General features: G+C 43.3%; 11 protein-coding genes, 1 tRNA gene and 1 pseudogene. All 13 read left to right on the forward strand.

Annotation, left to right across the window (positions count from 1 at the left end; genetic code table 11):
* The first annotated feature begins 90 nt into the window (after window positions 1-90).
* Window positions 91-167: transfer RNA gene (locus QL984_RS12880), tRNA-Trp, on the forward strand.
* A gap of 130 nt (window positions 168-297) precedes the next feature.
* Window positions 298-675, forward strand: coding sequence for a preprotein translocase subunit SecE (gene secE, locus QL984_RS12885; protein WP_013463843.1), 378 nt, complete (start codon window positions 298-300; stop codon window positions 673-675).
* A 4-nt stretch (window positions 676-679) separates the two neighbouring features.
* Window positions 680-1,237, forward strand: coding sequence for a transcription termination/antitermination protein NusG (nusG, locus tag QL984_RS12890; protein ID WP_013463844.1), 558 nt, complete (start codon window positions 680-682; stop codon window positions 1,235-1,237).
* A 217-nt stretch (window positions 1,238-1,454) separates the two neighbouring features.
* On the forward strand, window positions 1,455-1,883 hold the full coding sequence (gene rplK, locus QL984_RS12895) for a 50S ribosomal protein L11 (protein ID WP_008108462.1): 429 nt from the start codon (window positions 1,455-1,457) through the stop codon (window positions 1,881-1,883).
* A gap of 4 nt (window positions 1,884-1,887) precedes the next feature.
* Window positions 1,888-2,592 carry a 50S ribosomal protein L1 gene (rplA, locus tag QL984_RS12900; RefSeq protein WP_013463845.1) on the forward strand — a complete coding sequence of 235 codons (705 nt, stop codon included), beginning with the start codon at window positions 1,888-1,890 and terminating at the stop codon, window positions 2,590-2,592.
* Between the two features lie 320 nt (window positions 2,593-2,912).
* Window positions 2,913-3,407 (forward strand): 50S ribosomal protein L10, encoded by a 495-nt coding sequence (gene rplJ, locus QL984_RS12905; protein WP_013463846.1) that lies wholly within the window; start codon window positions 2,913-2,915, stop codon window positions 3,405-3,407.
* A 74-nt stretch (window positions 3,408-3,481) separates the two neighbouring features.
* The gene (gene rplL / locus QL984_RS12910; RefSeq protein WP_013463847.1) at window positions 3,482-3,844 is read left to right on the forward strand and encodes a 50S ribosomal protein L7/L12; all 363 of its coding nucleotides are present in this window, start codon (window positions 3,482-3,484) and stop codon (window positions 3,842-3,844) included.
* A gap of 269 nt (window positions 3,845-4,113) precedes the next feature.
* Window positions 4,114-8,139, forward strand: coding sequence for a DNA-directed RNA polymerase subunit beta (rpoB, locus tag QL984_RS12915; RefSeq protein WP_024602214.1), 4,026 nt, complete (start codon window positions 4,114-4,116; stop codon window positions 8,137-8,139).
* Window positions 8,140-8,243: 104 nt separating this feature from the next.
* Window positions 8,244-12,416 (forward strand): DNA-directed RNA polymerase subunit beta', encoded by a 4,173-nt coding sequence (gene rpoC, locus QL984_RS12920; protein ID WP_013463849.1) that lies wholly within the window; start codon window positions 8,244-8,246, stop codon window positions 12,414-12,416.
* Between the two features lie 194 nt (window positions 12,417-12,610).
* A complete protein-coding gene (gene rpsL, locus QL984_RS12925; protein WP_002958885.1) occupies window positions 12,611-12,985 on the forward strand; it encodes a 30S ribosomal protein S12 in 375 nt (124 codons plus the stop codon).
* Between the two features lie 97 nt (window positions 12,986-13,082).
* Window positions 13,083-13,553 carry a 30S ribosomal protein S7 gene (gene rpsG, locus QL984_RS12930; protein WP_010392135.1) on the forward strand — a complete coding sequence of 157 codons (471 nt, stop codon included), beginning with the start codon at window positions 13,083-13,085 and terminating at the stop codon, window positions 13,551-13,553.
* 27 nt (window positions 13,554-13,580) lie between these two features.
* Complete coding sequence (fusA, locus tag QL984_RS12935) at window positions 13,581-15,695, forward strand: elongation factor G (RefSeq protein WP_013463850.1); 2,115 nt, start codon at window positions 13,581-13,583, stop codon at window positions 15,693-15,695.
* A 62-nt stretch (window positions 15,696-15,757) separates the two neighbouring features.
* A pseudogene (locus QL984_RS12940) lies at window positions 15,758-15,834 on the forward strand (elongation factor Tu); the annotation flags it as partial.

Here is a 15,834-nt window from a genome sequence, read left to right on the forward strand (position 1 = left end):
TTTGAGTGTGGCCAATGAGATTTTAAGTTATGGGTATCTTTTTACTCTTGTGTTAATGAATTGCGTAAGTATAATAGGCATCCACTTTGCAGGGGCGTAGTTCCAATTGGTAGAACAGCGGTCTCCAAAACCGACGGTTGGGAGTTCGAATCTCTCCGCCCCTGCCAATTTTTACAAAGTGAATAAAGTCTAGAACTAAAAATCGGTTTGAGTAAGCTTGTTTTTAAGTTTAGATTTTAATGGATTAACCCTGTCGACGTGCAGGGTTGTTGTGTCTGTAGTTAAGGTAATAATATTATGAGCACGAATATAGAAACACCATCAAGTGGGATGGAGTCAGTAAAGTGGTTAGTAGCAATTGCGCTACTTGCAGGCGCAGTCGTTGGTAATCATATGTTTGCAGATCAGTCTGTATTACTACGTGCTATTGGCGTTGTGGTTGCAATAGCGGCGGGTTTAGCTATTGCTTCGCAAACTTTTAAGGGACGTACTTTCCTTGCTTTTGCTAAAGAAGCGCGTATTGAAGTACGCAAAGTAATTTGGCCAACGCGTCAAGAAACAACGCACACGACATTAATCGTAATGGTTGCAACAGTGATTATGGCACTTATCCTTTGGGGATTAGATGGCATTTTATTCCGCGCTGTAGGCTTTTTAACTGGATTGGAGATCTGATCCCATGTCGGATGAGAATAACGAAAAGAAACTACGTTGGTACGTAGTACAAGCTTTCTCAGGTTATGAGAAGCGTGTTGCTCAAACATTATTAGAGCACATTAAAATCAAAGGCCTAGAAGATAGCTTTGGTGAAGTATTAGTTCCTACTGAAGAAGTAGTTGAGATGCGTGCTGGTCAAAAGCGTAAGTCTGAGCGTAAATTCTTCCCAGGTTACGTACTAGTACAAATGGATATGAACGATGCAAGCTGGCACTTAGTAAATAGCACTGAACGTGTTATGGGCTTTATTGGTGGCACATCAGACCGTCCTGCACCAATTAGTTCTAAAGAAGCTGATCGCATTCTTAATCGCCTACAAGAAAACGCTGAAGCGCCTAAACCAGCAACATTATTTGAACCAGGTGAAGTGGTTCGTGTTACTGATGGTCCATTTGCTGACTTTAGTGGTGTGGTTGAAGAAGTTGACTACGAAAAGAGCCGTGTAAAAGTATCGGTACTTATTTTTGGTCGTTCTACGCCAGTTGAACTTGAGTTTGGTCAAGTTGAACAAGATAAGTAATTGATTTAAAGCGTTGTGTTAAAAGTTTCTTAATTTTTGGCACGAAGCTTGAAAAAGGCCGCTGATTAACTTATAATCAGCGGCCTTTTTGTATTCAGGGAAAACGTTTGTTTAACTGTTTACTAAAAAGTGAGAAACCAATTTTTAAACTGGGAAGCCGCTAGAGTACGCGTCCTCGCGCGCACAAGGCTAAGACCCACCTAATGAGGTATTTATAATGGCTAAGAAAGTTGAAGCTCTAATCAAGCTACAAGTTGCTGCTGGTATGGCTAACCCTAGTCCTCCAGTAGGTCCAGCACTAGGTCAACACGGTGTAAACATCATGGAATTCTGTAAAGCGTTCAACGCACGTACAGAATCTATCGAAAAAGGCGCTCCAGTTCCTGTAGTGATCTCTGTTTACGGCGACCGTTCATTTACGTTCGACATGAAAACGCCACCGGCTGCTTACTTACTTAAGAAAGCTGCAGGTATCAAATCTGGTTCAGGCCGTCCTAACACTGAAAAAGTAGGCACAGTAACTCGTGCTCAACTTGAAGAAATCGTTGAGACAAAGAAACCAGACCTTACAGCTTCTGATTTAGAAGCTGCGGTTCGCACTATCGCAGGTTCTGCGCGTGCGATGGGCTTGAACGTAGAGGACTAAGATAATGGCTAAATTAACTAAACGTATGCGTACTATCCGCGAAAAAGTGGAAGTAACTAAAGATTACGAAATTAACGAAGCAGTTGCTCTTTTAAAAGAATTAGCGACAGCTAAATTCGTAGAAAGTGTTGACGTTGCTGTTAACCTTGGTATCGATGCTCGTAAATCTGATCAAAACGTTCGTGGTGCGACTGTACTACCTAACGGTACTGGCCGTGATGTTCGTGTTGCTGTATTCACTCAAGGCGCTAATGCAGAAGCTGCAAAAGAAGCCGGTGCTGAATTAGTAGGCATGGAAGATCTTGCTGAACTAGTTAAGAAAGGCGAGATGAATTTTGACGTTGTTGTTGCATCACCAGACGCTATGCGTGTTGTTGGTCAACTAGGTCAAATCTTAGGCCCACGTGGTCTAATGCCAAACCCTAAAACTGGTACTGTAACACCTAACGTTGCAGAAGCAGTTAAAAATGCGAAAGCAGGTCAAGTGCGTTACCGCAATGACAAAAATGGTATCATCCATACTACGATTGGTAAGGTTGATTTCACTGCTGAGCAGTTACAACAAAACCTTGAAGCTCTAATTGTTGCGCTTAAGAAGGCTAAACCTTCTCAAGCTAAAGGTGTTTACTTGAAGAAAGTAACTATCTCTACAACAATGGGCGCAGGTGTTTCTGTTGACCAAAGCACTTTAAGCACAGTTGTTGCTTAATTGAGTGTTTACATGGCGTGAAATTTGTACTATAATTTTGCGCCATTTTGTTGATTAATTTAGTTAATCGCAAAGTAAAGAATTCGGGTTGAAGTCCATAATTTCGAAGCGCCTTTGGGCAACGCGATAAATTGGGCTTCCGTCCAAGACCGTAGGCGGCTTCGGCCTTAATGTTACCTACGTAGACGGTGTGAATCCCCAGATAGATTTTTCCTAATCTTCTGGCTCTCGCCGTAAAAAGCATCTCCATCTTTATTGATGGGGAAGAGTAAAACAGGGAAGCCGATAAACGGTAACCCATTAAACCAGGAGTAACACCCATGGCTTTAAATCTTCAAGGCAAAAAAGCAATTGTTGCTGAAGTCAACGAAGCAGCCAATGGTGCTCTTTCTGCAGTTGTTGCAGATTCTCGTGGTGTAACAGTTGGTGCAATCACTGCCCTTCGTAAAGAAGCTCGTGCAAATGGTGTTTGGATGAAAGTTGTCCGTAACACTTTAGCAAAACGTGCTTTTGAAGGTACAGAGTTTGAGTGCCTTTCTGACTCATTAGTTGGTCCAAGCTTAATCGCTTTCTCATCAGAGCACCCAGGTGCTGCTGCGCGTATCTTCTCAGATTTCGCGAAAAAGAATGAGCATTTCGAACTTAAGATGGCCGCTTTTGAAGGTAATGTAGTAGACGCAGCTATGCTTGCAACTCTACCTACATACGACGAAGCTGTTGCACGCTTAATGAGCGCTATGAAAGAAGCGTCTGCTGGCAAATTGTGTAAAACAATTGAAGCAGTACGTGTACAGAAAGAAGAGCAAGCTGCTTAATTTTAAGTTGTTTAATCCCTTTCGGTGTAAATTTATTTGGACCTTAGAGTCCGTTAATTATTAGGAAATTTGTAATGTCTGTAACTAAAGACCAAATCCTTGACGCAATTGCTGAAATGTCAGTAATGGACGTTGTTGCTCTAGTTGAAGCAATGGAAGAAAAATTCGGCGTAACTGCTGCAGCTGCTATGGTAGCAGGTCCTGCTGCTGAAGCTGCTGAAGAGAAAACAGAATTTGACGTAATCCTTACTGGCGCTGGCGCTAATAAAGTTGCGGCAATCAAAGCTGTTCGTGGCGCAACTGGTCTTGGCTTAAAAGAAGCTAAAGCACTTGTTGAAGCTGCTCCAACTCCAGTTAAAGAAGGTATTTCTAAGGAAGAAGCTGAAGCTCTTGCTAAAGAACTTACTGAAGCTGGTGCTGAAGTTGAGGTTAAGTAATCTAGCTTTTGCTAGGTTCGCTGCCTGAGAAATCAGGCAAGGGCTGGTGATTATTTAATCACCGGCCTTTTTGCGCTATAGAGCGACTATTCTTATAGCGCAAATAAAATCTGATTTATTCTTTAATTTCAACGCTTTATAGTTTGCTAGTGTTGAGGTGGGATTAAGTTGGAACAACAGTTAAATGTTGTACATCTTGGCATAGATGCCAGTTAAGTCTGTTCTTACAAGAACAGGTCGGGTCAAAGATCAGCAAGCTGAGGAACCCCATGGCTTACTCTTATTCTGAAAAGAAACGTATCCGTAAGGATTTTGGTAAACGTCCACAAGTTTTGGATATACCTTTCTTACTGTCGACGCAGTTAGAATCGTTTAAAAAATTCTTAGTCCCGGACGCTGATGGCGATCATGGTTTGGAAGCTGCCTTCCGTTCTGTGTTCCCAATTAAAAGCTACTCGGGAAATTCTGAGCTTCAATACGTAAGTTATCGTATTGGTGAGCCAGTATTCGATGTAAAAGAATGTCAAATTCGCGGTGTGACTTATTCTGCTCCACTTCGCGTGAAACTGCGTCTTGTAGTAATGGACAAAGAAGCTCCAGGCACAGTTAAAGACATTAAAGAGCAAGAAGTTTACATGGGCGAAATTCCGCTCATGACCGATACCGGTACTTTTGTAATCAATGGTACAGAGCGTGTTATCGTTTCTCAGCTACACCGTAGCCCTGGTGTATTCTTTGATAACGACCGCGGTAAAACTCACTCGTCAGGTAAAGTGCTTTATAACGCACGCGTAATTCCTTACCGTGGTTCATGGTTAGACTTCGAATTTGATGCAAAAGATAACTTATATGTACGTATTGACCGTCGTCGTAAATTACCGGCGTCTATCATCTTACGTGCACTTGAGTACACGAGTGAAGAAATCCTAGATATCTTCTTCGATACTACTGCGTTTGAAATTGCTGACGGTAAAGTTCTTATGGAACTTGTACCTTCACGTTTACGTGGTGAAACTGCCGCTTTTGATATCAAGAGCGAAGACGGTGAAGTCCTTGTTGAAAGCGGTCGTCGTGTTACGGCTCGCCACATCAAGAGCATCGAGAAAAAAGGCATTAATCAATTAGAAGTACCACATGAGTACATCATTGGCCGTGTATTAGCGAAGAACTATGTTGATGAGTCAACAGGTGAAATCATCGCGACTGCAAATGACGAGCTAACGCTTGAAATGATGGCTGAATTGGTTAAAGCAGGTCACACTACTATTGATACATTATATATCAATGAAGTAGACAGCGGCGCTTACATGTCAAATACATTAAACATTGACTCGTCAAGCAACCGTTTAGAAGCACTAGTAGAAATTTATCGCATGATGCGCCCAGGCGAGCCACCGACGAAAGACGCGGCTGAAGCCTTATTTGAGAACTTATTCTTCTCAGAAGAACGCTATGACTTATCAACAGTAGGTCGTATGAAGTTCAATAGCCGTGTTGGTTACGATTCAGACACAGGCCCTGGCACATTAAGCAAAGAAGACATCGTAGCGGTTATGAAAGTATTGATTGCTATTCGTAACGGTGTTGGCGATGTTGATGATATAGACCACTTAGGCAACCGTCGTATACGTAGTGTTGGCGAAATGGCTGAGAACCAATTCCGTGTAGGTTTAGTACGTGTAGAACGTGCTGTACGTGAGCGTTTAAGCTTAGGTGACCTAGACGCGATCATGCCACAAGATCTTATTAATGCTAAGCCTATTTCGGCAGCAGTTAAAGAGTTCTTCGGCTCGTCTCAGTTATCACAGTTTATGGACCAAAATAACCCGCTATCAGAAGTAACGCACAAGCGTCGTATTTCTGCATTAGGTCCGGGCGGTCTAACTCGTGAGCGTGCTGGCTTTGAAGTACGTGACGTTCACGTAACTCACTACGGTCGTGTATGTCCAATCGAGACTCCTGAGGGTCCAAACATCGGTCTAATTAACTCATTGTCTACGTATGCACGTACCAATGACTACGGTTTCTTAGAAACACCTTACCGCAAAGTGGTAGACGGTGTAGTAACTGATGAAGTTGATTACCTATCAGCCATTGAAGAAGGTCAGTTTGTTATCGCACAGGCGAACTCAAACTTAACTGAAACCAATGAGTTTGTAGATGAACTTATTCCATGTCGTCACAAAGGTGAATCAACCTTTATGGGTCGCATGGACCAACAATATATGGATGTATCACCACAACAGGTGATCTCTGTAGCGGCCGCACTTATCCCGTTCCTAGAACACGATGATGCTAACCGTGCATTGATGGGTTCAAACATGCAACGTCAAGCAGTACCAACATTGAAAGCGGACAAACCGTTAGTAGGTACTGGTATTGAGTTAACACTAGCGAAAGACTCTGGTGTAACGATTGTTGCAAAACGTGGTGGTGAAGTAATGTATGCCGACGCAAGTCGCATCGTTGTTAATGTACATGAAGAAGAACGCATTCCTGGTGAAGCGGGCATCGACATCTACAACTTAACCAAGTACACACGTTCTAACCAAAATACATGTATTAACCAAAAACCAACATGCATGGTTGGTGAACCGGTTACTCGTGGCGATGTGTTAGCAGATGGTCCTTCGACTGACTTAGGTGACTTAGCCCTTGGTCAAAACCTTCGCGTGGCATTCATGCCATGGAACGGTTACAACTTCGAGGATTCAATCTTACTATCAGAGCGCGTAGTTGAAGAAGATCGTCTAACGACTATTCATATTCAAGAACTACAGTGTATTGCCCGTGATACTAAATTAGGCTCAGAAGAGATCACAGCAGATATCCCGAACGTGGGTGAATCTGCACTAGGCAAGCTTGATGAATCAGGTGTTGTATATATTGGTGCTGAAGTTAAAGGCGGCGATATCCTAGTAGGTAAAGTGACTCCGAAAGGCGAAACGCAATTAACACCAGAAGAAAAGCTACTACGTGCTATCTTCGGTGAAAAAGCGTCTGACGTTAAAGACAGCTCTTTACGTGTACCAAACTCTGTAACTGGTACTGTAATCGACGTACAAGTTTTCACCCGTGATGGTGTTGAAAAAGATAAACGTGCGTTAGAAGTTGAAGACATGCAGCTTCGCGAAGCGAAGAAAGACTTCAACGAAGAGTTCCGTATTCTAGAAGCCGGTGTTTTAGACCGTGCACGCAAGTTACTTGTGGCAGCTGGTTTCGATGAAGACAACTTAGCGTCACTGAATGCTGAAAAGTTACTAACTCAAAGCCTTGCTGAAGAAGACAAGCAAGCTGAACTTGAGCAACTAGCTGCACAGTACGATGAGCTTAAAGCTGAATACGATAAGAAGTTTGAAAACAAACGTCGTAAAATTACCCAAGGTGATGACTTAGCACCAGGCGTACTTAAGATTGTTAAAGTATACCTAGCTGTTAAACGTCGTATCCAACCGGGTGATAAAATGGCGGGTCGTCACGGTAACAAAGGTGTTATCTCGACTATCGTACCAGTAGAAGATATGCCATACGATGACAAAGGTCGTACGGTAGATATCGTACTAAATCCACTAGGTGTACCATCACGTATGAACATCGGTCAGATCCTTGAAACACATATGGGTCTAGCTGCACGTGGTATTGGTGAGCGCTTAGAAGAAATGATGAAAGAGCAACGCGAGCTTCATGAGCTACGCGAATTCATTAAACAAGCTTATGAGATCGGTGAGTCTCGTCAGGTTGTGGATATTGCTAGTTTCTCTGATGACGAAATTCGTCGTTTAGCTGAAAACTTGAAAGGTGGTTTACCGATTGCTACTCCTGCATTTGATGGCGCGAAAGAAAGCGAAATCAAAGACATGCTAGAGCTAGGCGGCTACCCTAGAAGTGGTCAGGTTACACTTTATGATGGCCGTACTGGCGATCAGTTTGAACGTCAAGTAACTGTAGGTTACATGTACATGCTTAAACTTAACCACTTGGTTGACGATAAGATGCACGCACGTTCTACTGGTTCTTACAGCCTTGTTACTCAGCAGCCGCTGGGTGGTAAAGCACAGTTCGGTGGCCAGCGTTTTGGTGAGATGGAAGTATGGGCACTTGAAGCTTACGGTGCTGCTTACACGCTACAAGAAATGCTAACAGTGAAATCGGATGACGTGAACGGTCGTACTAAGATGTATAAAAACATCGTTGATGGTAACCATAAAATGGAACCAGGTATGCCAGAATCGTTCAACGTATTGTTGAAAGAAATCCGCTCACTGGGTATCAACATCGAGTTGGAAGAAAATTAAGCCAATTAGATGCTGCAGTTAGCGCTGCAGCATCTGTTATGGCTGAATAGAATGTAGGGACGAGAACATCCGTCCTCAAGATTAACTCCGACAGGAGAGCTAAGGTGAAAGACTTACTTAAGTTTCTGAAGCAACAAAATAAGACCGAAGAATTCGATGCAATTCGCATTGGTCTTGCTTCACCAGACATGGTTCGCTCATGGTCATACGGTGAAGTAAAGAAACCTGAGACTATTAACTACCGTACTTTCAAGCCTGAGCGCGATGGCTTATTCTGTGCCCGTATTTTCGGCCCAGTGAAAGATTATGAGTGTTTATGTGGTAAATATAAACGCCTTAAACACCGTGGTGTGATCTGTGAAAAGTGTGGCGTTGAAGTAACACTCACTAAAGTGCGTCGTGACCGTATGGGTCATATAGAACTGGCAAGTCCAGTTGCGCATATATGGTTTTTAAAATCATTACCGTCACGTATCGGCTTAATGCTTGATATGACGCTTCGTGATATTGAACGTGTTCTTTACTTCGAATCATTCGTAGTAACTGAGCCTGGCATGACAACGCTTGAGCGTGGTCAGCTATTAGGTGAAGAAGAATACCTAGATGCACTTGAAGAGCACGGTGATGAATTTGAAGCGAAGATGGGTGCTGAAGCAGTATTAGACTTACTGCGTGAACTCGATCTTGCTCAATTAATTGCAGAAATGCGTGAAGAGTTACCAACAATTAACTCTGAAACTAAGCGTAAAAAGATCACTAAACGTCTTAAGTTAATGGAATCGTTCCACCAATCAGGTAATAACCCTGAGTGGATGATCATGACAGTACTTCCAGTATTGCCACCTGACTTACGTCCATTAGTACCACTAGACGGTGGTCGTTTTGCGACATCTGATCTAAATGACCTTTACCGTCGTGTTATTAACCGTAATAACCGTCTTAAGCGTCTACTAGATTTAGCTGCACCAGATATTATCGTACGCAACGAAAAACGTATGTTACAAGAAGCGGTCGATGCGCTACTTGATAACGGTCGTCGTGGTCGTGCAATTACAGGTTCTAACAAACGTCCTCTTAAATCGCTTGCTGATATGATCAAAGGTAAGCAAGGTCGTTTCCGTCAGAACTTACTTGGTAAGCGTGTAGATTACTCTGGCCGTTCTGTAATCACGGTTGGTCCTACACTTAAGCTTCATCAGTGTGGTCTTCCTAAGAAGATGGCATTAGAGCTTTTCAAACCATTCATCTATGGCAAATTAGAGCGTCGTGGCATGGCTACGACAATCAAAGCTGCTAAAAAGATGGTTGAGCGTGAAGTTGCGGAAGTATGGGATGTACTAGACGAAGTAATTCGTGAACATCCAGTATTACTTAACCGTGCACCAACACTTCACCGTTTGGGTATCCAAGCGTTTGAACCTGTGCTTATCGAAGGTAAAGCGATTCATTTGCACCCATTAGTATGTGCGGCGTACAACGCCGATTTCGATGGTGACCAAATGGCGGTACACGTACCGCTAACAATTGAAGCGCAACTTGAAGCTCGCGCGTTAATGATGTCTACAAACAACATCTTATCGCCTGCTAATGGTGAGCCAATCATCGTTCCTTCACAGGACGTTGTATTAGGTCTTTATTACATGACGCGTGATCGTATTAACGCGAAAGGCGAAGGCGCCGTATTTAAAGATCCTAAAGAAGCAGAAAAAGCATACCGTAGTGGTAATGCCGACCTTCACGCTATCGTGAAAGTACGTATTAGCCAATCAGTTAAAAACGAAGAAGGTGTTGTTGAAGACACTGTAACCGTAATTGATACTACTGTTGGTCGTGCGATTCTGTCTTTAATTTTACCAAAAGGCATGCCGTATGAGTCAATCAACCAAGCCCTAGGTAAAAAGCAGATTTCTGGCTTAATTAATGAGTGTTACCGTCGTCTTGGTCTAAAAGACACAGTTATGTTTGCTGACCAAATCATGTACACCGGTTTCCACTATGCAATGAAGTCTGGTGTTTCAATTGGTATCGATGACTTAGTTATCCCACCAGTTAAAGCAGCAATCATTGAATCAGCTGAAGCTGAAGTAACTGAAATCAACCAACAATTCCAATCAGGTCTTGTAACGGCTGGTGAAAAGTACAACAAAGTTATCGATATCTGGTCACGTGTAAATGAAAACTTATCACGTGAAATGATGGCCAACTTGTCAAAAGACACGGTTATCAATGCAAAAGGTGAAGAAGTAGAGCAACCGTCATTTAACTCAGTGTTTATGATGGCCGACTCAGGTGCTCGTGGTAGTGCCGCTCAGATCCGTCAGCTAGCAGGTATGCGTGGTCTAATGGCACGTCCAGATGGTTCAATCATCGAGACGCCAATCACCGCTAACTTCCGTGAAGGTCTAAACGTACTTCAGTACTTCATCTCAACGCACGGTGCGCGTAAAGGTCTTGCCGATACAGCACTGAAAACAGCAAACTCGGGTTACCTAACGCGTCGTCTAGTAGACGTTGCACAAGATTTGGTAATCAATGAAGACGATTGTGGCACAGAAGATGGCTTAACAATGAAACCGCTAATTGAAGGTGGTGACGTTGTAGAAGCACTTCGCGAACGTGTACTAGGTCGTGTTGTTGCTGAAGATGTTGTAATACCAGGTACTAATACAGTACTTGTTGAACGTAACATCATGCTTGACGAAAAACTGTGTGACCTTTTAGAAGAGCACTCAGTTGATGAAGTTCGCGTACGTTCAGTTATCACTTGTGATAACGACTTTGGTGTTTGTGCTAAGTGTTATGGTCGTGACCTTGCACGTGGTCATATCATCAACGCGGGTGAATCAGTAGGTGTTATCGCGGCACAGTCAATCGGTGAGCCGGGTACACAGCTTACGATGCGTACTTTCCACATCGGTGGTGCGGCATCAAGAGCGTCTGCTGAAAATAATGTACAAGTTAAAACAAACGGTACATTAAAACTTCACAACGCTAAATATGTATTAAATACAGACGGTAAGATTGTTATTACCTCTCGTTCTACCGAGATCACTATCATTGATAGCTATGGTCGTGAGAAAGAGCGTTATAAAGTACCTTACGGTGCGGTATTAACAGTGCAAGACAATGCAGAAGTTCAAGGTAACGACATCGTTGCTACTTGGGACCCGCATAGTCACCCAATCGTTCTTGAGCATAAATCAAAAGTATCGTTCAGCGATATCGATGATTCAAACACTGAAGCACAGACTGACGAACTAACGGGTTTAACTCGTGTAGTTGTTAAAGATCTTGCTAAAGCGAATGCGAAAGAACCAAAGCTTATCATTGAAAGTGATGAGCGTGGCTTGCAAGAAACGCGTCTTCCTTCATTCACTACGATTGAAGTAACAGACGGCGCGACTGCAAACCCAGGTGACGTGTTAGCACGTATTCCGCAAGAAGGTTCGAAAACTCGTGATATCACGGGTGGTCTACCACGCGTAGCCGACTTATTTGAAGCACGTAAGCCGAAAGATCCAGCTATCTTAGCTGAAATCACCGGTACGATTAGCTTCGGTAAAGAGACTAAAGGTAAGAAACGTTTAGTTATTACACCAGCTGAAGGCGATCATTACGAAGAAATGATTCCTAAGTGGCGTCAACTTAACGTGTTTGAAGGTGAACAAGTGTCTAAAGGTGAAGTTATCGCCGATGGTCCAGAATCACCGCATGACATCTTACGCCTACGTGGTGTGACTCATGTTGCTAATTACATTGTTAACGAAGTGCAAGAGGTTTACCGTTTGCAGGGCGTTAAGATCAATGATAAGCACATTGAAACTATTATTCGTCAAATGCTACGTAAATGTATCATTCTAGACGGTGGTGATACTGAGTTCTTAGCCGGTGAGCAAATTGAAGTGGCACGCGTTAATATCGCAAACCGCGACCTTGAAGCTCAAGGTAAGATCCCAGCTAAGTTTGAAATCCAGTTAATGGGTATCACAAAAGCATCACTAGCGACAGAATCTTTCATCTCAGCAGCCTCGTTCCAGGAGACAACTCGTGTCCTAACAGAAGCCGCTGTAAATGGTAAGAGCGATGAACTACGCGGTCTGAAAGAAAACGTAATTGTGGGTCGATTGATCCCAGCCGGTACCGGTTTTGCGTATCATCAAGAGCGTATGGCTCGTCGTAAGCAAAAAGACGTTGTTGAAGAGCAAACGGTAAGTGCGGAAGAGGCAACTCAAGCACTCACTGATGCTTTAAACGCGGATTTATCTGGAAATCAATAAACCGAATCTAATCAATAGATTAGAGTTTCACAAGGCAGTTATCTACTGCCTTGTGAGCGGTTTAGGTTGACAGGTCAATCTTTGCTCATTAAAATTCCGCCACCCATTTACTTGCACGTTTAAAACATGCTGGTAAAACAAGGGCGGATTTTTTATTTTTTTCAGTAGTAATTTTAATTTCAGGAGCTATTTAAATGGCAACTATTAACCAGCTAGTGCGTAAGCCACGTCGTAGCAAGGTTACTAAAAGTAACTCAGCTGCGCTTAAAGCGTGTCCGCAAAAGCGTGGTGTATGTACTCGCGTATATACAACTACACCTAAGAAACCAAACTCGGCGTTACGTAAAGTAGCTCGTGTACGTTTAACTAACGGTTTCGAAGTAACTTCATACATCGGTGGTGAAGGTCATAACCTTCAAGAGCACAGTGTAATCCTAATCCGTGGTGGTCGTGTTAAAGATTTACCAGGTGTGCGTTTTCACACTGTACGTGGTGCACTTGACTGTGCAGGCGTTAGCGACCGTCGTCAAGCTCGTTCTAAATACGGTGCAAAACGCCCTAAAGGCTAATTGTTTTCCGTTAGTAAGGCCAAGCACTAAATATTATTAATTATTGTTTTGGGTGATTGACTCGAAAGAGCAAACCTGAATAAACCGGAGATACAAAATGCCTAGAAGACGCGTAATAGGTCAACGTAAAATTCTTCCAGATCCTAAGTTCGGATCGGAACTTCTTGCTAAGTTCGTTAACATCGTAATGTTAGACGGCAAGAAATCTACTGCTGAAAAAATCGTTTATGGTGCGCTAGACGTGGCTGCTGAGAAATCAGGCAAGTCGCACCTAGAAATCTTTGAAACTGCACTTGATAACATCCGTCCACAGGTAGAGGTTAAATCTCGCCGTGTTGGTGGTTCAACTTATCAAGTACCAGTTGAAGTACGTCCAGTACGTCGCAACGCATTAGGTATGCGTTGGTTAGTAGACGCTGCACGTAAGCGTGGCGAAAAATCTATGGGCTTACGTTTAGCTCAAGAAATCGTTGACGCTGCTGACAACAAAGGCACTGCGGTTAAGAAACGTGAAGACGTTCACCGTATGGCTGAAGCGAATAAAGCATTCGCTCATTACCGTTGGTAATCTGTCCTTAACCTTTAAGAGGATTTTATGGCACGTACAACTCCACTTGAGCGTTACCGCAATATCGGTATTTGTGCTCACGTAGATGCAGGCAAAACCACCACAACAGAACGTGTTCTGTTCTACACAGGTCTTTCTCATAAGATCGGTGAAGTACATGATGGCGCCGCAACTATGGATTGGATGGAGCAGGAACAAGAGCGTGGTATCACAATCACTTCTGCTGCAACAACGTGTTTCTGGAAAGGGATGGACGCGCAATTTGACGACCATCGCATCAATATCATTGATACCCCAGGACACGTAGATTTCACTATCGAAGTAGAGCGTTCTTTACGTGTACTAGATGGTGCGGTAGTTGTTCTTTGTGCTTCATCTGGTGTACAGCCGCAAACTGAGACAGTTTGGCGTCAAGCGAACAAATACGAAGTTCCGAGAATGATCTTCGTAAATAAAATGGATCGCACAGGCGCTGACTTCTTAACGGTTGTCGGCCAGGTGAAATCTCGTCTTGGAGCAACGCCTGTTCCAGTCCAGCTGCCAATTGGCGCTGAAGACGACTTTAAAGGTGTTATTGACCTTATTAAAATGAAAGCTATTAACTGGAATGATGAAGACCAGGGTATGACTTTCTCTTATGAGGCAATACCGGCAGAACTTCAGGATTTAGCTGAAGAATGGCGCTCTCATTTAGTTGAAAGCGCTGCTGAAGCCTCTGAAGAACTAATGGATAAATACTTAGAAGGTGAAGAGTTAAGCGAAGCAGAAATTAAAAATGCTTTGCGTCAACGCACATTAGCGAACGAAATTGTTCCCATGACCTGTGGTAGTGCATTTAAAAACAAAGGCGTTCAAGCTGTGCTTGATTGCGTTGTTGAATACATGCCATCACCCACACAAGTGAAACAAATCCAAGGTATCCTCGAAGATGGTACCGAGGAAGAGCGTCCTGCTGATGATAAAGCGCCGTTTGCTGCACTTGCTTTTAAGATTGCAACAGACCCGTTTGTTGGCACCTTGACCTTTTTCCGTGTTTACTCTGGTACTGTTAAACAGGGTGACGCGGTATATAACCCAGTAAAAAGTAAGCGTGAGCGTCTTGGTCGTATCGTTCAGATGCATTCAAACTCACGTGAAGAGATCAAAGAAGTCTACGCAGGCGACATCGCGGCGGCTATTGGTCTCAAAGACGTAACAACAGGCGAGACACTGTGTGATCCGAATTCTATTATTACGCTAGAGCGTATGGAATTCCCAGAACCAGTTATCTCTGTTGCGGTTGAGCCTCGCACAATCGCTGACCAGGATAAAATGGGTATCGCGCTAGGTAAACTAGCGGCAGAAGATCCATCTTTCCGCGTACAAACTGACGAAGAATCAGGCCAGACGATTATCTCTGGCATGGGTGAACTTCACCTTGATATCATTGTCGACCGTATGAAACGTGAATTCAGTGTTGAATGTAACGTTGGTAAGCCGCAGGTTGCATACCGAGAAGCTATTCGTTCAACTGTTGAAGTTGAAGGGAAGTTTATACGTCAATCAGGTGGTCGTGGTCAATATGGTCACGTCTGGCTTAAACTTGAACCGATGGATATTTCGGATGATGAAGCCCCAATTTACGAGTTCGTTAACGAAACCGTAGGTGGGTCAGTTCCGAAAGAATACATCCCTGCGGTAGACAAAGGTATCCAAGAGCAAATGGCTCAAGGTGTACTGGCAGGCTACCCATTACTTGGCGTGAAAGCGACTTTATATGATGGTTCATTCCATGATGTAGATTCGAATGAAATGGCATTTAAAATAGCAGGTTCACTCGCTATGAAGCAAGGTGCGCTAGATGCAAACCCTGCTTTATTAGAGCCAGTAATGAAGGTTGAAGTACTCACTCCTGAAGCAAACATGGGTGATGTAGTTGGCGACCTAAACCGTCGTCGCGGCATGATCGAAGGCATGGAAGATGCACTTGGTGGACTTAAGCAAATTAATGCTCAGGTTCCGTTATCTGAAATGTTTGGTTATGCAACTGCTTTACGATCTGCAACACAGGGCCGTGCCTCATACTCTATGGAGTTTTTGAAGTACGCTGAAGCCTCTAAACAGGTTGCAGATACAATAATTTCAGCTCGCGCTGTTATATGATTTTAGCTTGTCTGGCTCAATACTGAGTCAGGCTTTAATTTCTTTATTAGGAATTTTTTAAGATGGCAAAAGAAAAGTTTGAACGCGTAAAACCGCACGTAAACGTTGGTACAATCGGCCACGTTGACCACGGTAAAAC

The sequence above is a fragment of the Pseudoalteromonas sp. APC 3495 genome, from assembly GCF_030407645.1.
GTDB lineage: Bacteria > Pseudomonadota > Gammaproteobacteria > Enterobacterales > Alteromonadaceae > Pseudoalteromonas > Pseudoalteromonas tetraodonis.

Bases quoted from the DNA above. Each gene is read 5' to 3' on its own strand.
- secE (WP_013463843.1), top strand. From the start codon at position 298: ATGAGCACGAATATAGAAACACCATCAAGTGGGATGGAGTCAGTAAAG.
- nusG (WP_013463844.1), top strand. From the start codon at position 680: ATGTCGGATGAGAATAACGAAAAGAAACTACGTTGGTACGTAGTACAA.
- rplK (WP_008108462.1), top strand. From the start codon at position 1,455: ATGGCTAAGAAAGTTGAAGCTCTAATCAAGCTACAAGTTGCTGCTGGT.
- rplA (WP_013463845.1), top strand. From the start codon at position 1,888: ATGGCTAAATTAACTAAACGTATGCGTACTATCCGCGAAAAAGTGGAA.
- rplJ (WP_013463846.1), top strand. From the start codon at position 2,913: ATGGCTTTAAATCTTCAAGGCAAAAAAGCAATTGTTGCTGAAGTCAAC.
- rplL (WP_013463847.1), top strand. From the start codon at position 3,482: ATGTCTGTAACTAAAGACCAAATCCTTGACGCAATTGCTGAAATGTCA.
- rpoB (WP_024602214.1), top strand. From the start codon at position 4,114: ATGGCTTACTCTTATTCTGAAAAGAAACGTATCCGTAAGGATTTTGGT.
- rpsL (WP_002958885.1), top strand. From the start codon at position 12,611: ATGGCAACTATTAACCAGCTAGTGCGTAAGCCACGTCGTAGCAAGGTT.
- rpsG (WP_010392135.1), top strand. From the start codon at position 13,083: ATGCCTAGAAGACGCGTAATAGGTCAACGTAAAATTCTTCCAGATCCT.
- fusA (WP_013463850.1), top strand. From the start codon at position 13,581: ATGGCACGTACAACTCCACTTGAGCGTTACCGCAATATCGGTATTTGT.